The sequence below is a fragment of the Arthrobacter oryzae genome, from assembly GCF_003634095.1.
Taxonomy (GTDB): Bacteria; Actinomycetota; Actinomycetes; order Actinomycetales; family Micrococcaceae; genus Arthrobacter; species Arthrobacter oryzae.
In genome coordinates this window covers 769,081-791,532 of the sequence record NZ_RBIR01000001.1, presented here as the reverse complement: position 1 = coordinate 791,532, position 22,452 = coordinate 769,081, and the positions used below count along the sequence as shown (strand labels likewise).

Below are 22,452 nucleotides of genomic sequence, written 5' to 3'. Positions count from 1 at the left end.
CCGTAACTAGGCCGGAACCCGGATGACGAGCGGATCCATCGCCTGGCCGGCAGCGTACTGGCCGTCGAACAGTTCCGAACCGGCCTCGGACACGGCGACGTCGACGTGCTCCCAGACCAGGAACCCGTCCATGTTGCGGGGCGCGGCAGTGCGAAGGGTGCCGACGTCCGTGCGTTCGTTGGCGCCGCCGTCGCCGGTGCTGATGGAAAGGACTCCGTGGCCCGCCGTGAACTCGACCCATGGATCCAACAAGCGGACAAACATCATTCCATGATGGCCGGCGACGCGGACGTCGCCGCGAAAGCGCAGCACACCCGTGCCCCGGGCAGGGTCAAACTCGGAGCTTGCGGGGGCGAAGCAAAACTGCCCGGAGTCAGTCAGGCTCGCGCCGCCGGACGCGGAGACTGCACCGTCCGGGAGTCCGGCGATGTATTCCATGAAGCTGCGCTTGATGCCCCAGGTCAGACCCTGCGGGGGCAGCGGAGCAGAGGAAGCGGACGCTGGATACACGGAGGGTCTCCTGGGCTGTTGTGCGGATCTACGTCCGAGCCTAGCCGCGGATCCTCGCCCGGCTGAACTATTGCAGCCCGTGCGCGGTGAGTGTTGCGCCGTGAGTATGGCGCGGTGACCCCTGAACTGCGGCCCCTGAACTGAGACCCTGAACTGAGCTCCCTGAAACACCGGAGCCCCATCCGGGGTATTTCTCTGACGGCGTAGGCGCGCCAGGACTACTGCCGGTGCGTCGGTGGTTGACTTGGATGAGTACCGGATCGCAGGAGGTGCGCAGTGGCGAAAGCTATCAGCAGGGCATCGGGATCCGACGTGTCCGAGGACCCGCTGGATTCCTATTCCGCGACCGTCATCCGCGTGGCCGCAGCTGTCACACCGCATGTCGCCGCGCTCGAAATGTCCGGCAGCGGTCGCTCCGGCCGGCGCAGGGTAGGCGCCGGGTCGGCCGTGCTCTTCACCACGGACGGGTACTTGCTCACCAACGCCCATGTGGTGGGTGGTGCGGAGTCCGGCCATGCGGCCTTCGCTGACGGTACCGCTTCGGCTGTGGAGGTGGTCGGGGCCGACCCGCTTTCCGATCTTGCCGTGGTCCATGGAAGGGCTCCCACCGCGGCCCCTGCCGACATGGGCGACGCCGAATTGCTCCGGGTCGGCCAGCTGGTCATCGCCGTGGGCAATCCGCTCGGGCTCTCAGGCTCCGTCACGGCCGGCGTCGTCAGCGGGCTGGGCCGGTCCATTCCCGTCTGGTCCGGACGGAACCGACGCGTGATCGAGGACGTCATCCAGACCGACGCGGCGCTCAACCCGGGCAGCTCCGGAGGTGCGCTGGCGGACGCCCGCGGCCGGATCGTAGGCATCAATACGGCCGTTGCCGGGGTGGGGCTCGGCCTGGCGGTCCCCATCAACGCCACGTCCCGGCGCATCATCGCTTCCCTGCTCAAAGACGGCCGCGTCCGCCGGGCCTATCTTGGCCTGGTGAACACCCCCGTCCAGCTCCAGCCCCGGGCCGTGGTCCGGACGGGCCGCAGGGAGGGCCTGCTGGTGGTCGAAGTCCTCCCCGACTCACCCGCCGAACGCGCCGGACTGAGGGCCGGCGACATCCTCCTGAAGGTCGGCCAGATGTATGTTTCCAACGCCGAAAGCCTGCAGAAACTCCTCTTTGCCGAAGCGATCGGGGAGCCCCTGGATCTTGCCGTGCTCCGCGACGGCGCGGAAGTGAATTTGGTGGCAGTGCCGGCGGAGATGACAGACAACCAATAGCGAAATCTTCCGCCGCAAAAGCCGGTTCCGTGCGCCGAAAAATGCGCCGGAAAATCGTTCGGGAGCGGGTTCTCGCCGACACCTGGACTACTTGCGTTTGGCTGCGGCCGCCGCGGAGGATTACTTGTTTACCGCTGCAAATACCTGTTTGCGGCTCCGCCGATTCACCCAGCGGTACTGACGCCTGTACGCGTCTTTCTCCGGGCGAAAGATCGGGTAGCAGCATGCCTTGTTGCGCCACGTGCGGCATGTCACGGTGTCAATGGAAAGCCGGTGGGAACAGAGTCTCAGTACGGCCTGGTTTCGGTTGGTCCGGCTATCCGCAGACGGTTGAGGACGTTTGATCTGGGGAAATCGGAGAATATCGTGGAAAGCCTATTGGAAAGTGCCCCCTCCATTTCGGTCCGCTTATTTGGATCCTTTGAAGTGCGCCGGGACGGCGTGGCGCTCACCGCTGCCGACATGGGGGGTTGCAAACCCCGGCATATTCTGGAAATTCTGCTGCTGAACCTTGGAACGCCCGTGTCTAAAACCCGCCTCATCGATCTGCTGTGGGGCGCGGGTGCCAGTGACGGCTCGGTGGCGACGCTCGAGAGCTATATCAGTGGTATCCGGCGGGCCATTCAGCCTGGCCAGACCAAAACCGGTCCGCTGCGCACCGCAAACAGCGGGTACGTCCTGGATCCGACCCTTGTGGACCTGGACCTGTTCCGGTTCCGTGGAATGGTCCGGGATGCCGGCGAGCTGCCCCCCGATGAGGCCTATCCGCTGCTGCTTGAGGCCCTCGAGATGTCCGCCGCGCCGCTGCTCGGTTTTGAGCTTTCCTCCGACTGGGCCGACGAGGCGCGCACCCGCCATATGGCCGAAAGGGTCGCGCTGCAGATCCTTGCCGCCGAGACGGCGGCCCTTCTGGACAAGCCGGACGACGCCGTCAACCTCGTTCAGGCGGCCATCAGGGCTGAGCCCCTCAACGAACGGGCGTGGACGGTGCTGGTAACAGCCTACGAACAGGCGGGCCTGCCAGCGGAGGGCCTGGCGGCCTACGACCGCTGCCGACGGCTGTTTGACCGCGACCTTGGCTGCACGCCCGGTCCGGCCTTGCAAGAGGCCCATCTGAGGCTGCTGCGGCAGCGTGCCGAAGGCAACTCCGAGCTCTCCGAGGTGCTGGCGGCGCTGCTGTATCTGGGCGAGCGGTTGAACGGGCCCAAGAACCGGCAACTGCCGGCCGCCGAGTCGCGGCGTATGCATGAAAACGCCGGGCGCGTGTTGGATTCGTTCCTCCAGCGCGTCCGCGCGGCGGTCTGACGCTGTCGACCGGACAGACGGTACTACGCCGTCTTTTGGGCCTACCGTTTCCTCTGTTGCCGGGCCCTGGCCCGTGCGGCCTGCAGGACGGAGGCGGCCGGTTCGGCCATGCCTGCCGGGGGCTTCATGCGCACCGAGTCACCTGTTCCGGCGGCCCGGCTCTGACGGCACGGGTGACCGCCGCTTGAAGGGCCGGGAGCGGGCGCGAAGAGCAGGGCGTTAGCTTCGTCACGTGGCCGGGATTCTCGGGAAAATCCGCCATCCCGGGCCTCATACTTGGAAGGACCCTGGCGGGCAGTCCGACCGCCGGGTGTGAGGAGGGCCCATGGAAACTTTGAAGAAAGTCGTCACGAACGAGTACTTCCCCGCGGCAGCAGTGTTGTCGGGGGTCATTCTGTTCTGGGTCCTTGGCCTCTTCGGCGGACTATCGCTGCTGAGCTCCCGCCAGACGCCGGTGACCACTTTGACGTGGCTGCTGTTCGTCTACGCCGTAGCGGTGCTGTCGCCCCTCGCAGGACTCGTCGCAGCCATCGATCTGGTCCGCCGGTGGCTACGGAACCGGAAAGCGCGTGCGGCGGAATTGGCCTAGCCGGCACCACCCGGGCGGCACCTAACTTCCGGCCTATTCGAAGCGGGAAGGATCGCCCATGCCGCGCCTGACAACTTCTGCGACGCCGCTGGAGAAGTCGATCACGGTGGTCGGCTCTGCACCGCAGTCGCCGGAATCGATCACGGCATCCACCACGTGATCCAGCCGCTCCTTGATCTCCCAGCCCTGGGTCAGCGGCTCCTCCTCATCCGGAAGAAGCAAGGTGCTGGACAACAGCGGTTCGCCGAGTTCGGCCAGCAGTGCCTGGACCACGTGGTTGTCCGGGATGCGCACGCCAACTGTTTTCTTTTTCGGGTGCAGCAGCCGCTTGGGGACCTCCCGGGTGGCCGGCAGGATGAACGTGTAACTGCCGGGCGTGACGGCCTTGATGCTCCGGAAGACGTCATTATCGATCTGGACAAACTGGCCCAGCTGCGCGAAGTCCTTGCAGACCAGGGTGAAGTGATGCTTGCTATCGAGCTGACGGATGCTCCTAATCCGGTCCAGGGCCTCCCGGTTGCCCACCTGCGCGCCCAGGGCATAGCAGGAATCGGTGGGGTAGGCGATCAGGCCGCCTGAGCGCACAATCTCCACCGCCTGGTGGATCGAACGCTGCTGGGGGTTTTCGGGATGCACATCGAAGTATCTCGCCATGGGACGAGCTTACGCCCGACGGCGGGCCGGGGCCCCTACCGTACAGCCCGGCCGCCAGCCTTGAGTCCGGCTAGTGCGCAGACCCGGGCCCGATTGTGCACAGACAGTTCTGTCTGATAACTTCGTTCGGGCGTAGACACTTCTGTCTATGCCTATTCACCGAAGTGTCCAAAGAGCGGGGGCCGGAATGCCATCAATGGCTGGAAAGACTGTTCTGATCACCGGCGGCACCGGCGGGATCGGCAAAGCGACGGCCCTGGGCCTGGCCGCCCGGGGAGCGCGGGTTGCCATCACGGGACGCGATGCAGGCAGGGCCGCCCAGGCAGCGGAGCAGATCCGCGCCGTGGCCACGGCACCCGTCGAGGTGTTCATAGCCGACCTCTCCTCCCAGCAGGAGGTCCGAAGCCTGGCCGGCAAGGTGCTGCGCACCTTCGACAGCCTGGATGTGCTGGTCAACAACGTGGGGGGATTCTGGAACACCCGGCGCGTGACCGTTGACGGGCTTGAATACACTTTTGCCCTTAACCACCTGGCGCCGTTCCTGCTCACCAACCTTCTCCTTGAGCGGTTGGGCGAGGGCGGCCCGGCGCGCATCGTGACGGTTTCATCCGGCGCCCAGGCCATGGGACGCATGGACTTCGCTGACCTGCAGGCCGAGCGGTCCTATTCCGGGCAACGGGCGTACAACCAGTCGAAACTGGCCAACGTCCTGTTCACCTACGCACTTGCCGCCCGGCTCCGCGGTACCGGCGTCACCGCCAACGCGCTCCACCCCGGAGTGGTGGCTACGGCGTTCGGAGCCGAGGACCCGGGCCCGCTCCAGGAGTTCCTGACCCCGCTGGTGCAGCGGTGGATGAAAACTCCCGAGCAGGGCGCTCAAACCTCGCTCTATCTCGCCTCGGCGCCTGGGCTGGAAAACGTGTCCGGCCAGTATTTTGCCAACAGCACACCGAAGAAATCCTCAAAGCGCAGTTACAGCCAAGTCGATGCCGACCGCCTCTGGCGGGTCAGCGCGGCCTTGGTAGGACTCGAACCCGATTCTGAAAGAAGCACGAATCTTCCATGACCCTCCACCGCACGCTCGTCCTCGTTGCCCACCCTGACCTCGGGAGCTCACGGATCACTGCGCATCTCACCGCAGCCGTCAAGGACATGGAACACGTCACCGTCCACGATCTCTCCGCCGCGTATCCGGATCGCCGGATCGATGCGGCCCGGGAGCAGGAGCTGCTGCGCGGGCACGACACCATCGTCTGGGCCTTCCCCTGGCACTGGTACTCGGTGCCTGGAGTGCTGAAGGAATGGATGGACCAGGTTCTCACGTACGGCTTTGCGTACGGCACGGGAGGAGACGCCCTCCACGGCAAGCGACTCCAGCTCGCCCTGTCCACCGGAGGCCCGGAATCGTCCTACGCGCCGTCGGGGCACAACCGCTTCACGATGGACGAGCTCCTGCGCCCGCTCCATGCCACCGCACACCTGTGCGGGCTGGACATGGCCGAGCCCCTCATCCTGCACTCGGCGCACGGGGCGGACGCCGATGAACTTGACCGGCACGCAGCCCGGTACCGTGAGCTGCTCTCGGCCGTCCCTGCCGCCGCCGGGCGCTGACGGGAATCCGTGGGCTGACAAGAATCCGGGCGCTGGCCGGAATCCGGGCCAGGCGGCGCGGCACGCGTCCGGGCCCGGGGACTAGCGCCGGGCTGCCTCGTCCGCGGTCACGGGCGCTCCGGATCGTTTCCCCCTTGATCGTTTCTCTGGATGGGGCTCTTCGGCGCAGGCTTGCCTGCTCAGGCGCTGTTGGCCGAAGCTGCCCCGTCACAGCTGTTCGTCATGGTGGATCCGTTCATCGATTTCCCGCAACGGCTCCCCGCTGCCGTTCCACTGCTGGGCGATGAACTCCGCGGCGATGGATACAGCCGTCTCCTCGGGTGTGCGGGCGCCCAGATCCAAGCCCACGGGACTGTGGAGCCGGGACAGTTCGGCCTCGCTCAGTCCCGCCTCCCGGAGCCGTGCCATCCTGTCCTCGTGCGTGCGCCTGGATCCCATAGCGCCGACAAACGCCACGGGACCGCCCCTCAGGGCCACCTCCAGGACGGGGATATCGAACTTCGGATCGTGGGTGAGGACGCACAGCACGGTCCTGGCATCCAGCAGTCCCTGGTCAAACTGGTCCTTCAGATAGCGGTGCGGCCACGCGTTGACCACCTCGGCGGCGTCGGGGAACCTCGCGGGCGTGGCAAAGACGGGACGCGCGTCGCAGACTGTCACCCGGTACCCCAGGAAGGCGCCCTGCCGCGACAGTGCCGCCGCGAAGTCGATGGCGCCGAAGACGACCATGCGTGGCGGCGGCGCGTAGCTTGCGAAGAAGACGCGCATGCCGGTGTCGAGCCGCTGGCCGTCAACACCGTAAGTCAGGATGGTCGTCCGCCCGGCAGCGAGCAGGCCCTGGGTGTCATCGCCCACCGCGTGATTGGTACGCTCCGAGCCGAGGTCTCCCTCCCACCCGCCCGGCCTGACGATCAGGTGCCGCCCCACGCGGCCGGCTTCAGGGTGTTCGATGACTGTGGCGACGCCGATCCGCCGCCCGGCCGCGATGTCCTGCGCGACGTCATCGAGTTCGGCAAAGTGCTGCCGGGAGACAGGCTCTACGAAGATGTCGATGATCCCGCCGCAGGTCAGACCCACCGCGAAGGCGTCGTCGTCGCTGATCCCGTAGCGCACCAGGGCGGGCTGGCCGTCGTCCTTGACCTGGCTGGCCAGCTCGTAGACGGCACCCTCGACACAGCCGCCGGAGACGGAGCCCACAGCGTCGCCGCCGGCCGTCACCAGCATGGCCGCACCGGGGAGCCGTGGCGCGGATTTGAAGGTGTTCACCACCGTGGCCAGCCCGGCGGTGGCGCCCCTCCGCCAGTCCGGCAAGATGGCCGACAGGACGTCGCGCATCGACGCCCCTTAGAGCCTGCCGCACAGCCGGAGCAGCCGGAACGCTGAACGCCGGCCGGCCCAGTAGGCGATGACCGCCACCACGGCGACGATGCCCAGGACCTTCGCCGGGCTGGAGAGTTGATCCGCGGCGATGCCCTTGGCCAGGCTCAGGGCATCAAGACTGCCGGCCGGTGCGGCGTGTTCGGCCGGTGGGCGCGGGGCCGCGGGTCCAGCGGCAGGGGCCGTCGTCGTCGTAGTCCCTGCGGCAGGGACCCGGGCCGGAATCGCGGCCGACGCCGGTACGGGTTCCGGAACTGCTTCCGGTTCCGGAACGCCCCCCGGCGCCGGGGGAGCTTCCTCGGCCAGCATGGCCTGCAGGTTGCCGGCGAAGAGGGACATCATCTGCTCCGTGACACTGCCGATCACGCCCTTGCCCATGGCTGCGGCCTTGCCGGACAGCGCGAGGTCGGCGCTGACGGATCCCCGCGTGGCCGCACCGTCCGCGGCCAGCTCCAAGGTCACGGTTGCCTCGGCGGTGCCCTGTCCGCGGGTCTCCTGGGCCTTGCCGCCGAGTACGGCGCGGTGTCCGGCGGGGTCTCGTTCGAGGACGTTCAGCAGACCCCTGTACTGCATCGTGACGGGGCCGAGCTTCACCGTCATGCCCACTTGGTAGGCGTCGTCGGAGAGCTTGTTCAGGATCTTGGCGCCTGGAAGGCAGCCGGCCACCCGTTCAAAGTCCATGAGGGTGTCCCACACCCGGTCTATCGGTGCCACCACTGAAAACGTGCTGTCAATCTGCATTAGCTGCTCCCTTGCCTCTCGCTCATACGTGCAATTCCTCCGAAACCTGGCCGCTGCCGCGGATGGCGGCAGCCACATCAGCCAAAGCGCTGTAACTGTGGCCGCTGACGAAAGCGTCGCAGTAGGGGAGTGCCGCCGCCATGCCGCCCACGAGGGGCTGGTAATTCGGTGCCGCTTTGCGGGGATTCACCCAGATGATCCGATGGGCGAGCCGCCGCAGGCGGGCCATCTGCGTTGCCACCTGCTCAGGATCTTCGCCGGCCCAGCCGTCCGAAATCACCACCACCACAGCTCCGCGCGCGAGTCCGCGGCGGCCGTGCTCATCGACGAAGCGGCGGAGGCTCTCCGCGATCAGTGTCCCGCCGGCCCAGTCCGGCGCGGAGACAGCGGCGCGGGCCAGGGCTTCGTCGGGATCGCGCCGGGCGAGCTGCCTGGTCAGCCGGGTCAGCCGGGTGGAGAAAACAAACGCTTCGGCACCTGCGCCGGTGACGGCGCCCTGCAACAGGGACACGAAGACCCGGGTGTAGGGCTCCATGGACCCGGACACGTCGCACAGCAACACCAGTTTGCGGCGCTGCTGGCGGCGGCGGGAATACAGCAGCCGCGGCGCATCCGAACCGGACCTGCGCGCGGCGCGGACCGTCGCCCGCACGTCCAGCCTCGCGCTGCTGTGCGCCGATGCCCGCGTGCGGCGGCTCAGCCGGAGCGGCGTAGCCAGCCGCAGCGCCGCTGCCAGGCGCCGAACCTCCAGCACTTCGTCGGCAGAGAGTTCGGCGAAGGAAGTTTCGTGCAGGTGTTCGTCCGCGGACGCCATGGCAAGGACGGCGTTCCGATCGGCGCCCCCGGGTTCTGAAGGTTCCTGGCCCGGCAGTGCCACGCGCGGGTGCGGGGTCTTGCCGGCGGCGGTCCCCGGCGTCCGGGCGTCCGGCGCTGAGGGCCGGCTCCGGACATCCGGCCCGGGCGGCGGGACGGCCGGGACTGCCGTCAACCCGGGTTGGGCGGCGACGGCCGCGCCGCGGAACACGGCTGCGAAGACGGCGTCGAACAGGGGCACCTGCTCGTGCGCGGACACGAGCACCGCGCGGCAGGTCCAGTAGAGCTGTTCAAGCTGGAGCGGCGGAATTAGGTGCAGTGCCTCGGCAAGCCGCGCGGCCCGGTCCGGCGATGCGGACAGGCCGGCCCGCCGGGCAGCCGTGACGAACGCGGCGGACAAGGCCGCTGCCTCGATCCGCGGCGGAGGCGGGGGCGCGGCGGCGCTGATGTCTTCACCCATCGGTGCCCTCCACAAGCCAGGCTGCCCCGCGGGAGCCGACGAGTTCGAGGTCGTCGCGGTTCTTGACGATGGAGCCCCACGTTTGTTCGGCCGTCCCGGGATCGATGCGTTCGACTCCCAGCACGGCCAGCGCGGACACCCAGTCGATGGCCTCGGAAATGCCGGGCGGTTTGGCGAGGTCCAGGGTCCGCAGCCGGGTGATCACGGCCGCCGCCTGGAGTGCCAGCGGGCCGCTGCTCGCCGGCACCCGGCGGCGCACAATCTCGGCGATGCGGGCCGGGCCGGGGTAGTCGATCCAGTGGTACAGGCAGCGGCGGGTCAGGGCGTCATGAAGGTCCCGGGTCCGGTTGGACGTCAGGACCACGATGGGCGGATGCGTGGCCCGGATGGTGCCCAGCTCCGGGATGGTAACCGCGGACTCTGCCAGAAGCTCAAACGTGAAAGCCTCGAATTCGGCGTCGGCGCGGTCGATCTCATCGAGAAGAAGCACTGCCGGCCGCGGGCCGGGATGCTCCAGCGCCTGCAGCAGCGGCCGCCGGAGCAGGTACTGGGGAGCGAAGAGGTCCGTCTCCGTGACCGCCGCGTCGCGGACCTCGGCCAGCCGGATGCCGAGGAGCTGGCGCTGGTGGTTCCATTCGTAAAGCGCTTCACCGGCATCGATTCCCTCGTAGCACTGCAGCCGGTACAGCGGGGTGTCGAGGAGCTCGGCCAGCGCCTTTGCGGCCTCCGTCTTCCCGACCCCCGCCTCGCCCTCCAGCAGAATGGGCTGCGGCAGGCGGACAGCCAGGAACAACGCCGTCGCCAGCCCGACGTCGGCAAGGTAGTTCTTGCGGTCCAGCGCGGTCATCAGCGACGGGACATCCGGGACCCGGCGCTGCACGTCCTCCTCAGCGCCGGCCCGTGCCGCAGTGCTCATGTGACCCCCCGCAGCCCTGCCAGGAGGTGCCGGTAGTCTTCCTCCGTGTCCACGTCCGGGGGGACGGGACCCGGAACGCGGACCTCTACGACGTCGTCCGCCCGCTGGTCGAGGAGTTTCCAGATCGCTTTGTCTCCGTGCAGGGCGGCCACGTCCGGGAACAGGCGGCGGGCAAACCCCAGCGGGTGGCCCACGCCGTCGTCGTAGCGGCACACCGCGATGCCGGCTTGGACAGGCCGGACAGGTTGGGCCGTTGGGACAGTGCCCGCGGCCACCGCGGCCACCGCGGCCGCTGCGGCGCCGACCCCTGCCGGCTGGAGGGCGCGGAGCACGGCGCGGACACTGGCGGCGCGGATACCGGGCTGATCGCCAAGCAGCAGGACCACGGCATCCACGTCCGGGCGGACGGCAGCCAGGGCCGTGGCGATCGAGGACGCGCACCCTTCGCCGTAATCCGGGTTGAGCACCACGTCGCAGCCGCCGGTGTCCACAGTGCGCTGTACTTCGGCCGCCGCGCCGCCCAGGACCAGCAGGGTCTGGCTCAGGGCGCAGTCCCGGACGGTCGCCAGGACGGCGTCCAGCAGCACCCCCGGGCCGTAAGGCAGGAGATGCTTGGGCCGGCCAAGACGCCGGGACGCGCCAGCGGCGAGGATGATGCCTGCGGTCCGGGTCCCGGGGTCTCCGGTGGCGCCCAGGAGTTCAGCTCGTGAGGGCATAGCGCTCCGGATCCTTGCGGAAGGCGGCCCGGCAACCGGGAGAGCAGAAGTACACGGTCACCCCGTTGTAGTCCAGATGCAGGGACGACTCGACGGCCGGTACGGACATGCCGCACACCGGATCGGTCGCGATCCCCGGTACTGCCGCCGGTTCTGCCTCCGTGGGCGCCGATGGCCCGGAAGCCGTTTCTGGACCTGTCTCGGCGGGCGCCGAGGGCCGGGAAGCCGCCGTGGCGCTTCCAGCCGACGCCGGGCCGGGGCGTCTGGCCTTGGACCGCTCGCCTATCAGCTGGGCCAGGATGGACAGCGCGATCTCCCCGGGGGTCCGGGCACCAAGCTGCAGACCGGCCGGCGTGAAAACCCGCCGCCGCAGGGCGTCGTCGACGTCGAGGGATCCGAGCACGGCGGCACCGCGCGTTTCGCTGGCCACCAGGGCAACGTAGGGGACACCCGCGCGCAGGGCCGCCTCCAGGGCGCCCTCTTCTGCATTGCCGTGCGAGGCGACAATCAATGCCGCATCGTCGCCGCCGGGGTTCGCGGATTCGCCGTCCGTGAGTTCGACGTCGAGGCCTACGCCGGGGCCGAGCGTCGCTAGGGCCTGTGCCACCGGCGTCGTGCCTACCACCAGGACCCGGGGCGCCGGAATTCGCGGCTGGAGGAAAATCTCGATCGCGCCGCCGCTCAGGCACGGGTTGGAGACCTCGACGGCGCCTTCCTCGACGGTGCGGGAGGGTTCTCCGGGCAATACCCGTAGCAGGAGCGGCTCCTGGGCGGCCAGAACCTGCAGGCTGTACTCGCGCACCGACGCCTCGACGCAGTGTCCGCCCACAAAGCCCTGGATCTCCCCGGTGGGCAGCACCAATGCGGTGTCCCCGGCATGGGTGCTCGTGGGACGCTGGGCGCGGACCACCGTGGCGTGGACGAACGGTTCACGGCGGGCGGCGAGTTCTTCCGCCCTGGCGGCCAGGGCCTCGGAGGTGGCGGCCATCAGATCGGCGGCCTCGCCCGGCCCTGCATGGCCGCCCAGACCCGGGCCGGGGTGCAAGGCATGTCCATGTGCGTCACGCCGTAGGGTGCCAGGGCGTCCACGACGGCGTTGACGATCGCCGGCGGTGAGCCGACGGTGGCGGACTCGCCGATTCCCTTCGCCCCGATCGGGTGGTGCGGGGACGGTGTGACAGTGAAGCCGGTCTCCCAGTCCGGCACCTCCATGGCCGTGGGGATCAGGTAGTCCATGAAGGACCCGCCCAGGCAGTTGCCGGCCTCGTCGAACTCGATGATCTCCATCAGGGCCATGCCCACACCGTCGGTCAGTCCGCCGTGCACCTGGCCTTCGATGATCATCGGGTTGATTCTCGTCCCGCAGTCGTCCACCGCGATGAAGCGCCGGACTTTCACCTGTCCCGTGCCGGGGTCGACGTCGACGACGCAGATGTAGGCGCCGAACGGGAACGTCAGGTTGGGCGGGTCGTAGGTGACCTCGGCGTCGAGGTTTCCGTCCACGCCCTCGGGCAGCGCCACAGTGCCGTGGGCGCCCATGGCGATCTCGGCGATGGTCTTTCCCGCGCTGGGGTCGCCCTTGACGAACCAGCGTCCCTTCTCCCACTCGAGGTCTTCCGGACGGGTCTCGAGCATGGCACCGGCGATCAGCTTCGCCTTCTCGCGCACCTTCCGTGCCACGAGGGCGACGGCGGCGCCGCTGACCGGCGTCGAACGGCTGCCGTACGTGCCGAGGCCGAACGGGGTCTGGTCCGTGTCCCCGTGCACGATGTCGATGTCCTCAGGCGGGATGCCCAGTTCCTCGGCGACGATCTGGGCGAACGTGGTCTCGTGGCCCTGGCCCTGGCTTTGCACCGAGAGGCGCACCACGGCCTTGCCGGTGGGGTGGACGCGCAGCTCGGCGCCGTCGGCCATGCCGAGGCCCACGATGTCGAAGTGCTTGCGTGGACCCGCGCCCACGACCTCCGTGAAGAAGGACACCCCGATGCCCATGAGTTCCCCGCGTTCGCGCTTTTCGGCCTGCTCCCGCCGCAGGTCCTCATACCCGGCCAGCTGCATCGAGAGCCGCATCGCGGCCTCGTAGTTGCCGGAGTCGTAGACCCAGCCGGTCTTGTTGGCGTAAGGGAACTGCTCCGGCTTGATGAAGTTCTTCAGCCGCAGCTCCGCCGGGTCCATGTTCAGCTTGCGGGCCAGGACGTCCACCATCCGCTCGACCAGGTAGACGGCCTCGGTGACGCGGAAGGAACACGCGTAGGCCACACCGCCGGGCGCCTTGTTGGTGTAGACGCCGGTGACCGAGCAGTGGGCTGCCTGAAGGTCATAGCTGCCGGTGAAGATGGAGAAGAAGCCGGCAGGGTTCTTGGTGGGCTGGGCGGTGGCGTTGAACGCGCCGTGGTCGGCCAGAACGTGGGTGCGCAGTGCCAGGATCTTGCCCTCCTTGGTCGCCGCTATTTCGCCCTGCATGATGTAGTCGCGGGCGAACGAGGTCGACATCAGGTTCTCCGAGCGGTCCTCCACCCATTTGACCGGCCGGCCGGTGACGATCGAGCCGACGACGGCGAGGATGTAGCCGGGATAGATCCCGACCTTGTTGCCGAAGCCGCCGCCGATGTCGGGGGAGACGATCCGGATCTTGTGCTCGGGGATGCCGGCGACGATCGCGAACAGGGTCCGGTGCGCGTGCGGGGCCTGGGTGGTCTCATAGAGCGTCAGTTTGCCGCTTACGGCGTCGAAATCGGCGACGGCGCCGCAGGTCTCCATCGGCGCGGGATGGACCCGCGGGTACACCATCTCCTGGCCGACCACGACGTCAGCGGAGGCGAACACCGCATCGGTCGCGGCTTTGTCGCCCATCTCCCAGTCGAAGATCCGGTTGTCCGTCCGGCCCTCGATCTCGTCGCGGATCACCGGCGCGTCCGGGTCCAGCGCCTTGCGGGCGTCCACCAGCGGGGGAAGGACGTCGTATTCGACGTCGATCAGTTCCAGGGCGTCACGGGCGGCGTACCGGTCCTCGGCCACGACGAAAGCGACCTCTTGCCCCTGGAACCGGACCTTGTCGGTGACCAGGACGGCCTGGACATCCGCGGAAAGCGTCGGAGCCCATGCGAGCTTGAGGCCCAGCAGGTCGTTGCCCGTGATGACGGCCACCACTTTCGGATGGGCCAACGCGTTGGTGGTGTCAATGGAGACGAGCCGGGCGTGAGCCACGGGAGCACGCAGGATGGCACCGTGAAGCATTCCGGGCAGCACGATGTCATCGACGTAGTGGCCCTTGCCGCGCACGAAGCGCGGGTCTTCCTTGCGCTGGATGCGGCCGTAGCCGATCGGGCGGTCCGCGTCGCCGGCGGCCGGGTTGGACGGCCGGTCATGGATGACGGTCATGCTTTCACCTCTGTGTCTTGCGCAGTGTCCTCAAGGGCGGTGTCCGTGCCTTCGACGGCGTCCCCTGCGGCTGTGTCCTCGCCGGCGCCGCCGGCCGGGTGGGCGGCTGCCCACTGCACCGAGCGGACGATCGTTGCGTACCCCGTGCACCGGCAGATCTGACCGGAAATGGCCTGCCGGATCTCGGAGTCGCCGGGGTGCGGGTTCTTATCCAGCAGCGCTCGGGCCGTCAGCATCATCCCCGGGGTGCAGAAGCCGCACTGCAGCCCGTGCTCCTCCATGAAGCCCTGCTGGACGGGGTCGAGGGTGCCGCCGGTGGCCAGCCCCTCCACGGTGCGGATGTCGTGCCCCGCGGCCATGGCGGCCAGGACGGTGCAGGACTTGACGGGCTGCCCGTCCATCAGGACCACACACGTCCCGCAGTTGCTCGTGTCGCAGCCCCAGTGCGTCCCCGTGAGGCCCAGGACCTCCCGGATGTAGTGGACCAGCAGCACTCGGGGCTCAATCTCACTTGTGACCTCGGTGCCGTTGACGGTCATGCTGATCTGCATCGGGTTCAGCCTTCCTGCATCTGGGCGGCGGCGCGGGCGCAGGCCCGCCGCAATACCCGCCGCGTAAGCTCATCGGCGAGATGCCGCTTGTAGTCGACCGGGCCGCGCTGGTCCGCGACGGGATTGCAGGCCGCCGCCGCCGCCCTGCCGGCTTCAGCGAACAATCCCTCGTCCGGACGCTTGCCGCGGAGCACGCCCGCGGCCTCGGCCACCGGGTGGTCAAGCCCCAAGGCCGTGAGCCCGACGGCGGCGTCCTCAACGGTCCCGTCCTCGGCGAGGAAGACGGCGGCGCCGGCGGCGCCGACGGCCCAGTCCCCGACCCGGCGTTCGACCTTTTCATACGCGCTGCCGGAACGGGGACGGACCGGGAACCTGAGTTCGCAGAGCAGCTCATCCGGCCCGACCGCCGTTTCATAGGGGCCCCGGTGGAACTCTGCCATCGGCAAGATGCGCTCGCCGCCTGTCCCGCGGATCACTGCCTCGGCTGCCAGGACATCACAAACGGTGGACAGGTCCTCGGCCGGGTCAGCCTGGCAGAGCGAGCCGCCAATAGTGCCGCGGTTGCGCACGACGGGGTCGGCGATCACCTGTTCCGCGTCCCGGACAATCGGGAACAGCGCGGCGACTTCCTCCGACTCCAGCAAGGTGGTGTGGCGGGTCAGGGCGCCGACCCTGAGCTTGTTGCCGTCCCGGAGGATGAAGTCCAGTTCGTAGAGGTCGTTGATGTCGATCAGCCATTCGGGCCGTGACAGGCGCAGCTTCATCATCGGCAGGAGGCTGTGGCCGCCGGCCACGACGCGGGATTCCGGACCGTAGCGGGCGAGAAGTTCCAGGGCGTTGTCCACTGTGGTGGCACGCACGTAGTCAAATGGAGCCGGAATCTGCATAGTCCCTACCTCACACTCCGAATGGCCGCCGTCGGCATGGTGTAGCGCCTGTCGAGCGCCGGATTGAGGTCAGTCTTGCCCCGGCCGAACAGGAGTGTCAATATCGTCATAAGCGAAAGGTTATGATGCCGTGGCGATGACATTGGGACAGTTGCGGACCTTCGCCCTGGTGGCCAAGCTGGGCTCACTTCATGCCGCCGCATCGCAGCTCGGAGTCAGCGAACCGGCCGTATCTGCGGCGCTCACCGCGCTGAGGCAGGACCTCGGTGACCCGCTCTTTGTCCGCGCCCACGGCGGGATCGCGCTGACCCCAGGCGGCCGTGCCCTTGCCGAGTACGCCCAGGACATTGTGGGCCTCGCGGACAAGGCCCGGTGGGAGGTGGCGCACGCCCAGACCGAGACCGGGCGGCTGAAAATCGTGGCGACGGCGCCCTTCGCGGAGCACGCGGCAGGGCGCCTGCTGGACCTTTTCACCCGCCGGGTTCCCGGCGCCTCCGTCGATGTGGTGGTCGAGGACGCGGAGGATATTGCCCCGCTCATGCTGGAGCGTGTCTACGACGTCGCCCTGGGAGCCCGGCCCCCGGCACCCAACGGGGCTGCCGACGTCGGCCTCGATTCGGCCCCGTTCCTGCGCTACCAGCGGGTGGTTGTGGCGGCCGCCCGGGACCCCCTCGCCTCGCTCCCCGGGCCGGTGGCGCTGTCCGAGCTGCTGGGCAGGCCGTGGTTTGCCGGTCCCGCCGGCGTCCAGGCGGCCAGCGAAGAGGGCCGCTGGCTGGCGTCGCAAGGAGTGGCGCCGGAGATCATCCGGTTAAGCAGCGAAACGGAGGCCCTCGCCGCCGTCCGGGCCGGTGAAGGAACCATGATGGCGCTCGGCCACATTGTCCAGCCCGAAATCCGCAGCGGAGCCCTGATCCGCGTGCCCGTGGCCGGGACACCGGTCCCGGGACTTTGGTGGGCCAGCACCCTGAACCGCCGCCGGGCCACCTCCATGGCCCGGGCCCTGCAAAAGTTCGCCGCAACGGCCGATGCCACCGCGGCCATGGTCGCCCCGGGCGGCTCGCGGGGGCTGGAGCGGCGGGGGCCCAAGTTCCATGTGGCCCTCTGGAGTTGAGCAGGTCCACTCGTTCGCCGGGCGCTGAGTCGCGTTGCGCAACGCCGGGCCGGATGCTAACCCTTGAGGGTTAGACGATCCATTCACCCGCGAGAAGGAGTAGCAATGACGTTGTCCCGAGACGAAGACAGCTCGCTGCGGCATTGGAGCAGTCGGCTCATCCAGGCGCTGCAGATCCTTGACCTGGAAGTCGACCACGACAAGATCGTCCAGGTCGCCGAGGAATCGGTCAAAGCCGTCGGGCCGCACGCAGACGCCATCAGTGCATTCATCGTTGGCTACGCTGCGGGCACCGCGTCCACCAACGGCCGCAAGGGCACGCAAGAGGCCGTGCACGCCGCCTCGAACAAAGTCATTGAGCTCTGTGAGCATGGCGAGTCGGGCGGTCCGGATGAAGGCGGCTGGAGCAAACGGGCCCAATAACGCGGGCGCCTGCCTCGGGCGTCGGGCTGGCGTCTGATGCGGGCGCCTGCCGGCGATAGGCCGCCGACGGCGCCGCGCACAGCTGCGGGCAGCTGGCCCCGGTAGCCCGCCGCGGTGGCAGGAGAGGCCGCTTATGTGGAAAGGCCGCGTTCCCGAAAAAGGGAACGCGGCCTTTCGCGTCCGGGTCCCATTCCACGGGACATGCTCATTGCTGGGGTGCAGGGGTGGGCATGGTGGTGTCATGTCCGGTGGCCGGGGCGGGGACTGGGCATGTCCCGTGGCCCCGGCCTGTGCAAGCGGGTGCCTAGTGCGACGCCACGTCTGCGGGGACTTCAGCCGTGCCCTCCGGGGTCTGGTCCCGGCTCGGCTCGAGCCGGACAATTACGGCCTTCGAGATCGGGGTGTTGCTGCCTTCGGCCGTGTGGTTCAGGGGCACGAGCACGTTGGCCTCGGGGTAGTACGCGGCCGCGCAGCCCCGGGCCGTCGGGTAGGACACAACACGGAACTTGCGGACCACGCGCTCCTCGCCGTCTTCGTGCACCCCGTGGATGTCCACGTACAGCCCGTCCGACAGGCCGAGTTCGGCGAGGTCGTCCGGGTTCACGAACACCACGTGGCGGCCCTTCTTGATGCCCCGGTACCGGTCGTTGTGCGAGTAGATGGTGGTGTTGAACTGATCGTGGGAGCGCATGCTCTGCAGGATCAGGGTCCCCGCCGGCCGTTGGACATGTTCGAGGTCGTTGACGGTCAGCACGGCCTTGCCGGTCGGTGTGGGGAACGTGCGCGAGTCGCGGGGACCGTTCGCGAGGACAAAGCCGCCCTCTTGCCGGATCCGTTCGTTGTAGTCTTCGCAGCCGCCCACGACCCGCGAGATGTGGTCGCGGATGAGGTCGTAGTTCTTTTCGTAGCCGTCCCAGTCGGCCTTGATCTTGTCGCCGACCAGGAGTTTGCCCAGCCGGCTGAGGATGGCCGGCTCCGAGAGCAAATGATGTGACACCGGCTCGACGCTGCCCCAGGACGGGTGCACGGCGCAGACGGTGTCCTCGACGGACACGAACTGCGGGCCCGATTCCTGTATATCAATCTCGGTCCGGCCCATGGTCGGCAGGATCAGGGCCTCGAGGCCGGTCACGGTATGGGACCGATTCAGTTTGGTCGAGATCTGGACCGTCATCTCGGTGTTTTCCATTGCGGCCTCGGCGGCATTGGTGTCCGAGATGGCCGCCACAAGGTTGCCGCCGAGGGCGACGAAGGCCTTGATCTGGCCGGCGCGCATCTGGTTGATGGTTTCGACGGCGTCCGTGCCGTGGTCGCGGGGCGGCTCGAAGTCGAACTCCTTGCCGAGGGCTTCCATGAAGGACTGCGGCATCTGTTCCCAGATGCCCATGGTGCGGTCGCCCTGGACATTGCTGTGCCCGCGGATGGGCGAGGCTCCGGCGCCGGGCTTGCCCATATTCCCGCGCAGCAGCAGGAGGTTGATGATCTCCTTGATCGTGGCCACGCCCTTCTTCTGCTGCGTGATGCCCATGGCCCAGGTGATGATGACTTTCTCGGCCTTGAGGTAGCGGGCGGCGAGCTCGTCGATGTCCTCGCTGCGCAGCCCGGTGGCCTGAAGCACGGCTTGTTCATCCAGCCGGGACAGGTGTGCTTTGAGTTCCTCAAGCCCCTCGCAGTGTTCGGCCAGGAATGCGTGGTCCAGGACGGTGCCCGGGTTCTTGGCCTCGGCGTCGAGCACGCGCTTGGACACGGCCTGCAGCAGGGCCATGTCCCCGCCGATCCGGATCTGCAAAAACTGGTCCGCAATCTGGACGCCGTGACCGACGACTCCATTGACCTGCTGCGGATTCTTGTAGCGGCGCAACCCCGCCTCGGGAAGGGGGTTGACGGCGACGATCTCGCCGCCGTTGTGCTTGCAGTTCTCAAGCTCAGTCATCATCCGGGGGTGGTTGGTGCCCGGATTCTGGCCCATGATGATGATCAGGTCCGCGTTGGCGTAATCGTCGAAACTGACGGTGGCCTTGCCGATGCCGATGGTCTGGCCCATGGCCCAGCCCGAGGATTCGTGGCACATGTTGGAGCAGTCCGGCAGATTGTTGGTGCCGTAGCCGCGGACCAGCAGCTGGTAGAGGAAGGCCGCCTCGTTCGAGGTGCGGCCGCTCGTGTAGAACGCAGCGTGGTCGGGGGAGTCCAGCCCCTTGAGTTTGTCCGCGACAATCCGGAGGGCTTCGTCCCAGCTGACCGGCTTGTAGTGGTCCTCTCCGGCGGGCTTGTAGACGGGCTCGATGAGCCGGCCCTGCATGCCCAGCCAATACTCGGAGCGGCCCCGTAGCTCGCTGACCGGGTGTTCTGCCCAGAAGCTCGAGGGAATCGTGATGGGGGTGGCTTCCCATGTAACGGCCTTGGCCCCGTTCTCACAGAACTCGAACGCCTTGCGGTGGTGCGGGTCCGGCCAGGCGCAGCTCGGACAGTCGAAGCCGTCCTTCTGGTTCATGGCCATGACGGTCTTGCGGGTCCGGTTCAGGCCCATTTGCTCGATGGCCGGCTTCATGGAGTGGTACACGCCCGGGACGCCGGCGGCCCAGCTCTTCGGCCCGTTCTCGACAACAAGCTCTTTCTCGGACGGTTCCTCGATGCGAGGAGTCTTGCGAGTCACGTGTACTTCCCTTCTGCAACCGCGGTCCGGAGAGGACGGCGCGCTTATGTGCCACTATGCACCCTACCTTCAGGCCTACCAGCTTGCCCGGAGTGCCGCAAGCGATCCGCCGTCGACGGCGGCGCCGCGGTTCAGTAGCATGTGGTTCATTAGCGCGCGCCTGCACCCTGACACGGCGAAACGGACACGAATCAGGGGAATTGAGGACCGGCCATGAAACTGAAGACGCTCGTGTGGACTGCGGCGGCCACCGCCGCAACGGCGGCGGCAGGCGGGATTGCGACCGATCCTGGCAGCCGCTGGTACCGGGAGCTCCGCAAACCCGGATGGCAGCCGCCCGCCATAGCTTTTCCCGTGGTGTGGACAGCACTCTACGCGGACCTTGCCGTGAGCTCCGCCGCCGCCCTGGACAGCCCAGCTGCGGCAGGGACCTCCGGTGCCGGGGCCACGCGCCGGGATCTCACCGCCTACCGGGGCGCATTGGCCGCCAACCTCCTCCTGAATGCAACGTGGAGCTGGCTTTTCTGGCGTACCCGCAAGCCGTGGCTCGCGGCGGCTGAGTGCGCCGTGCTGACGGTAAGCAGCGCCGACCTGGTCCGGCGGACGCACCGGTTGAACCCCGCCGCCGGGGCGTCCCTGGCACCCTACGCCGTGTGGTGCGGATTCGCCACGGTCTTGTCGGCAGCCATCGCGAGACTCAATCCCGGAGTGGGCCCGCGGCAGTAGACCGCCGGATTAGCGGCCGGCCGCGAGCGAGTTACGGACCTCGCGGCGCAGGACCTTGCCGATCAGCGAGCGCGGCAGCTGATCCACCACCGCGACGCGGCGCGGAACCTTGTAGGCGGCCAGGTTCTCCCGGGCGAATGCCAGCAGCGACTGCGGGTCGACGTCGGCGCCGGAACCAGCAGCCGGGACGACGGCGGCCACCACGTCTTCGCCGCCGCCCGGGCGGGGCAGGCCCACCACGCACACCTCCAGGACGCCGGGGTATTCGCTGAGGACGTCTTCCACCTCCGTGGGGGAGACGTTGAAGCCTCCCGTGATGATCAGCTCCTTGATCCGGTCCCGGACGGTCACGAAGTCGTCCTTGTCCACCGAGACGATGTCACCCGTGCGGAACCAGCCCCCTTCCAGCAGGGCTTCCTCGGTCTCCTGCGGCCGGTTCCAATAACCGGCAAACACCTGCGGCCCCCTGATCAGCAGCTCGCCTTCCTCCCCCGGAGCGCGGTCCAGGAGGACGTTCCGCGGGTCCACCACCCGGATGTCGGTCAGCGGAAAAGGGACCCCCACGGTTCCGGGCTTGCGGCTGGGACCGAAAGGGTTGCCCAGGGCGATGGGCGAGGTCTCCGTCAGCCCGTAGCCCTCGATCAGATAGCCTCCCGTGGCGTTCTCCCAGGTCTCCACTGTCGCCGTCGGCAGGTTCATCGCCCCCGAAATCGAAAACCGGATGCCCTCCAGCGCAATGCCCCGTTCGGCCGCGGCGGCGGCGATGCGGTCGTAGATCGGTGGCACCGCCGGCAGGAACGTGGCCGGCGATTTCCGGTGTGCCTTCAGCACGAGGTCAACATCGAACTTCGGGAACAGCACAAGCTTCGCGCCGATGCTCAGGGCAAACGTCATGCAGAGGGTCAGCCCGTAGGCGTGGAACATCGGCAGCACCGCGTAGACCGTTTCCCTGCCCTCTTTGAGCCCGGGCACCCAAGCCCGGCCCTGTGCGGCGTTGGCCTGCAGATTGGCATGGGTGAGCATGGCGCCTTTGGGCTGGCCGGTGGTGCCGCTGGTGTATTGGATGACGGCCAGATCACTTGCGGCCGGACGAGGGTGCCTCTTCTTCAGCTCGCCGGCGGCAAGGAGTTCCTTCCAGGGCAGCAGTTGACGGCCGTCCGGCGCCGACGCGGGCCGGGGCCGGTGCTTGCCGGCGGCCAGTGCGGCGCGGGCCTTGCGTGCTGCGGGCACCGGGAGCCGCAGCGCCAGCCGCTGCAGCAGGGGCATCGCGGGTATCAACTCAACGGAGACAATGCCCGTCAGCCCGACGTCGGACGGCAACTGCCGGACCTTGTCCGCGACTTTGTCCCACACCACGGCCACGGTGGCGCCGTGGTCCTCGAACTGATGCCGGAGCTCCCGGTCGGTATAGAGGGGATTATGTTCGACGACGACGGCGCCCAGCCGCAGCACCGCATGGAACGCGATGATGTGCTGCGGACAGTTCGGCAAAACCAGCGCCACCCGGTCGCCGGCCCGCACGCCAAGCTTCTTCAGACCCGCGGCCGCCTTGCTGATGGCGGACCCGAGCTCGCGGTAGCTGGTACGCGCCCCGAAGAACTCCAGTGCTGTCTTTGACCCGTAGCGCCGGACGGACGCGTCGATGAGGTCCACAAGGGATCCTGTGGGGAGCTTGAGGTCGGCGGGAACTCCGAGGCTGTAGTGGCGCGTCCACGGGCGGTCGGGATGCTGGTGCCCCGCGGATCTGTTGCTCATGGTGTGTCCTTGC

The 22,452-nt window shown here is 68.1% G+C and carries 21 protein-coding genes; 8 read left to right on the top strand and 13 right to left on the bottom strand.

The genetic code is table 11. The annotated features are described in order from the left end of the window. Positions 1-6 precede the first annotated feature (6 nt). Positions 7-510 carry an HtaA domain-containing protein gene (locus C8D78_RS19650; RefSeq protein WP_167467840.1) on the bottom strand — a complete coding sequence of 168 codons (504 nt, stop codon included), beginning with the start codon at positions 508-510 and terminating at the stop codon, positions 7-9. A 276-nt stretch (positions 511-786) separates the two neighbouring features. On the opposite strand from C8D78_RS19650, the gene C8D78_RS03700 reads away from it, so the two are divergent. The 3 genes from C8D78_RS03700 to C8D78_RS03690 all read left to right on the top strand — a co-directional run bounded on the left by C8D78_RS03700 (position 787) and on the right by C8D78_RS03690 (position 3,664). Further along, positions 787-1,770, top strand: coding sequence for a S1C family serine protease (locus C8D78_RS03700; RefSeq protein WP_120950484.1), 984 nt, complete (start codon positions 787-789; stop codon positions 1,768-1,770). Between the two features lie 366 nt (positions 1,771-2,136). Next, positions 2,137-3,075 (top strand): AfsR/SARP family transcriptional regulator, encoded by a 939-nt coding sequence (locus C8D78_RS03695; protein ID WP_244208223.1) that lies wholly within the window; start codon positions 2,137-2,139, stop codon positions 3,073-3,075. Positions 3,076-3,400: 325 nt separating this feature from the next. Beyond that, positions 3,401-3,664, top strand: a complete 264-nt coding sequence (locus tag C8D78_RS03690) for a hypothetical protein (RefSeq protein WP_120950482.1) — start codon at positions 3,401-3,403, stop codon at positions 3,662-3,664. Positions 3,665-3,697: 33 nt separating this feature from the next. On the opposite strand, the gene C8D78_RS03685 is transcribed toward C8D78_RS03690, so the two are convergent. Beyond that, positions 3,698-4,318 (bottom strand): L-threonylcarbamoyladenylate synthase, encoded by a 621-nt coding sequence (locus tag C8D78_RS03685; protein WP_120950481.1) that lies wholly within the window; start codon positions 4,316-4,318, stop codon positions 3,698-3,700. Positions 4,319-4,514: 196 nt separating this feature from the next. On the opposite strand from C8D78_RS03685, the gene C8D78_RS03680 reads away from it, so the two are divergent. Then, the gene (locus C8D78_RS03680) at positions 4,515-5,384 is read left to right on the top strand and encodes an SDR family NAD(P)-dependent oxidoreductase (protein ID WP_244208222.1); all 870 of its coding nucleotides are present in this window, start codon (positions 4,515-4,517) and stop codon (positions 5,382-5,384) included. Further along, positions 5,381-5,929: an NAD(P)H-dependent oxidoreductase gene (locus C8D78_RS03675; protein WP_120950479.1), complete on the top strand. Its 549-nt coding sequence runs from the start codon at positions 5,381-5,383 to the stop codon at positions 5,927-5,929. Before C8D78_RS03680 ends, C8D78_RS03675 begins: the two co-directional genes overlap by 4 nt. A gap of 207 nt (positions 5,930-6,136) precedes the next feature. On the opposite strand, the gene C8D78_RS03670 is transcribed toward C8D78_RS03675, so the two are convergent. From C8D78_RS03670 to C8D78_RS03630, 9 genes are read right to left on the bottom strand one after another with little or no spacing between them, the layout of a single operon-like run. Beyond that, on the bottom strand, positions 6,137-7,264 hold the full coding sequence (locus C8D78_RS03670) for an XdhC family protein (RefSeq protein WP_120950478.1): 1,128 nt from the start codon (positions 7,262-7,264) through the stop codon (positions 6,137-6,139). Positions 7,265-7,273: 9 nt separating this feature from the next. Beyond that, positions 7,274-8,047: an SRPBCC family protein gene (locus C8D78_RS03665; RefSeq protein WP_120950477.1), complete on the bottom strand. Its 774-nt coding sequence runs from the start codon at positions 8,045-8,047 to the stop codon at positions 7,274-7,276. Positions 8,048-8,069: 22 nt separating this feature from the next. After that, positions 8,070-9,320 carry a vWA domain-containing protein gene (locus C8D78_RS03660; RefSeq protein WP_120950476.1) on the bottom strand — a complete coding sequence of 417 codons (1,251 nt, stop codon included), beginning with the start codon at positions 9,318-9,320 and terminating at the stop codon, positions 8,070-8,072. After that, entirely contained in the window at positions 9,313-10,236 is a 924-nt protein-coding gene (locus C8D78_RS03655) for an AAA family ATPase (protein ID WP_208641851.1), read from the bottom strand. The genes C8D78_RS03660 and C8D78_RS03655 overlap by 8 nt, the downstream gene beginning before the upstream one ends. Further along, a complete protein-coding gene (locus C8D78_RS03650; protein WP_120950475.1) occupies positions 10,233-10,952 on the bottom strand; it encodes a nucleotidyltransferase family protein in 720 nt (239 codons plus the stop codon). The genes C8D78_RS03655 and C8D78_RS03650 overlap by 4 nt, the downstream gene beginning before the upstream one ends. Next, positions 10,936-11,940 carry an XdhC family protein gene (locus tag C8D78_RS03645; protein ID WP_120950692.1) on the bottom strand — a complete coding sequence of 335 codons (1,005 nt, stop codon included), beginning with the start codon at positions 11,938-11,940 and terminating at the stop codon, positions 10,936-10,938. The genes C8D78_RS03650 and C8D78_RS03645 overlap by 17 nt, the downstream gene beginning before the upstream one ends. Continuing rightward, on the bottom strand, positions 11,940-14,333 hold the full coding sequence (locus C8D78_RS03640; protein ID WP_120950474.1) for an aerobic carbon-monoxide dehydrogenase large subunit: 2,394 nt from the start codon (positions 14,331-14,333) through the stop codon (positions 11,940-11,942). The genes C8D78_RS03645 and C8D78_RS03640 overlap by 1 nt, the downstream gene beginning before the upstream one ends. Next, on the bottom strand, positions 14,330-14,884 hold the full coding sequence (locus C8D78_RS03635) for a (2Fe-2S)-binding protein (RefSeq protein WP_120950473.1): 555 nt from the start codon (positions 14,882-14,884) through the stop codon (positions 14,330-14,332). Before C8D78_RS03635 ends, C8D78_RS03640 begins: the two co-directional genes overlap by 4 nt. 5 nt (positions 14,885-14,889) lie before the next feature. After that, positions 14,890-15,771 (bottom strand): FAD binding domain-containing protein, encoded by an 882-nt coding sequence (locus tag C8D78_RS03630; protein WP_120950472.1) that lies wholly within the window; start codon positions 15,769-15,771, stop codon positions 14,890-14,892. A gap of 136 nt (positions 15,772-15,907) precedes the next feature. Here C8D78_RS03630 and C8D78_RS03625 point away from each other — a divergent pair, with 136 nt between their 5' ends. Both C8D78_RS03625 and C8D78_RS03620 read left to right on the top strand, forming a co-directional pair. Beyond that, positions 15,908-16,882 carry a LysR family transcriptional regulator gene (locus tag C8D78_RS03625; RefSeq protein ID WP_120950471.1) on the top strand — a complete coding sequence of 325 codons (975 nt, stop codon included), beginning with the start codon at positions 15,908-15,910 and terminating at the stop codon, positions 16,880-16,882. A 105-nt stretch (positions 16,883-16,987) separates the two neighbouring features. Beyond that, positions 16,988-17,305, top strand: coding sequence for a DUF6457 domain-containing protein (locus C8D78_RS03620; protein ID WP_120950470.1), 318 nt, complete (start codon positions 16,988-16,990; stop codon positions 17,303-17,305). Positions 17,306-17,609: 304 nt separating this feature from the next. Here the strand turns inward: C8D78_RS03620 and C8D78_RS03615 are convergent, their stop codons facing one another. Then, on the bottom strand, positions 17,610-19,958 hold the full coding sequence (locus tag C8D78_RS03615; protein ID WP_120950469.1) for an FdhF/YdeP family oxidoreductase: 2,349 nt from the start codon (positions 19,956-19,958) through the stop codon (positions 17,610-17,612). Positions 19,959-20,171: 213 nt separating this feature from the next. Here C8D78_RS03615 and C8D78_RS03610 point away from each other — a divergent pair, with 213 nt between their 5' ends. After that, positions 20,172-20,684, top strand: coding sequence for a TspO/MBR family protein (locus C8D78_RS03610; protein ID WP_120950468.1), 513 nt, complete (start codon positions 20,172-20,174; stop codon positions 20,682-20,684). A 9-nt stretch (positions 20,685-20,693) separates the two neighbouring features. Here C8D78_RS03610 and C8D78_RS03605 read toward each other — a convergent pair whose 3' ends face one another. Continuing rightward, a complete protein-coding gene (locus tag C8D78_RS03605) occupies positions 20,694-22,439 on the bottom strand; it encodes a long-chain-fatty-acid--CoA ligase (protein WP_120950467.1) in 1,746 nt (581 codons plus the stop codon). Positions 22,440-22,452 lie beyond the last annotated feature (13 nt).

Coding starts and splice junctions, on each gene's coding strand:
- C8D78_RS03675 (WP_120950479.1), top strand. CDS start 5,381: ATGACCCTCCACCGCACGCTCGTCCTCGTTGCCCACCCTGACCTCGGG.
- C8D78_RS03655 (WP_208641851.1), bottom strand. CDS start 10,236: ATGAGCACTGCGGCACGGGCCGGCGCTGAGGAGGACGTGCAGCGCCGG.
- C8D78_RS03620 (WP_120950470.1), top strand. CDS start 16,988: ATGACGTTGTCCCGAGACGAAGACAGCTCGCTGCGGCATTGGAGCAGT.
- C8D78_RS03610 (WP_120950468.1), top strand. CDS start 20,172: ATGAAACTGAAGACGCTCGTGTGGACTGCGGCGGCCACCGCCGCAACG.
- C8D78_RS03650 (WP_120950475.1), bottom strand. CDS start 10,952: ATGCCCTCACGAGCTGAACTCCTGGGCGCCACCGGAGACCCCGGGACC.
- C8D78_RS03640 (WP_120950474.1), bottom strand. CDS start 14,333: ATGACCGTCATCCATGACCGGCCGTCCAACCCGGCCGCCGGCGACGCG.
- C8D78_RS03630 (WP_120950472.1), bottom strand. CDS start 15,771: ATGCAGATTCCGGCTCCATTTGACTACGTGCGTGCCACCACAGTGGAC.
- C8D78_RS03635 (WP_120950473.1), bottom strand. CDS start 14,884: ATGCAGATCAGCATGACCGTCAACGGCACCGAGGTCACAAGTGAGATT.
- C8D78_RS03685 (WP_120950481.1), bottom strand. CDS start 4,318: ATGGCGAGATACTTCGATGTGCATCCCGAAAACCCCCAGCAGCGTTCG.
- C8D78_RS03665 (WP_120950477.1), bottom strand. CDS start 8,047: ATGCAGATTGACAGCACGTTTTCAGTGGTGGCACCGATAGACCGGGTG.
- C8D78_RS03690 (WP_120950482.1), top strand. CDS start 3,401: ATGGAAACTTTGAAGAAAGTCGTCACGAACGAGTACTTCCCCGCGGCA.
- C8D78_RS03670 (WP_120950478.1), bottom strand. CDS start 7,264: ATGCGCGACGTCCTGTCGGCCATCTTGCCGGACTGGCGGAGGGGCGCC.
- C8D78_RS03680 (WP_244208222.1), top strand. CDS start 4,515: ATGGCTGGAAAGACTGTTCTGATCACCGGCGGCACCGGCGGGATCGGC.
- C8D78_RS03645 (WP_120950692.1), bottom strand. CDS start 11,940: ATGGCCGCCACCTCCGAGGCCCTGGCCGCCAGGGCGGAAGAACTCGCC.
- C8D78_RS03625 (WP_120950471.1), top strand. CDS start 15,908: ATGACATTGGGACAGTTGCGGACCTTCGCCCTGGTGGCCAAGCTGGGC.
- C8D78_RS03605 (WP_120950467.1), bottom strand. CDS start 22,439: ATGAGCAACAGATCCGCGGGGCACCAGCATCCCGACCGCCCGTGGACG.
- C8D78_RS03660 (WP_120950476.1), bottom strand. CDS start 9,320: ATGGGTGAAGACATCAGCGCCGCCGCGCCCCCGCCTCCGCCGCGGATC.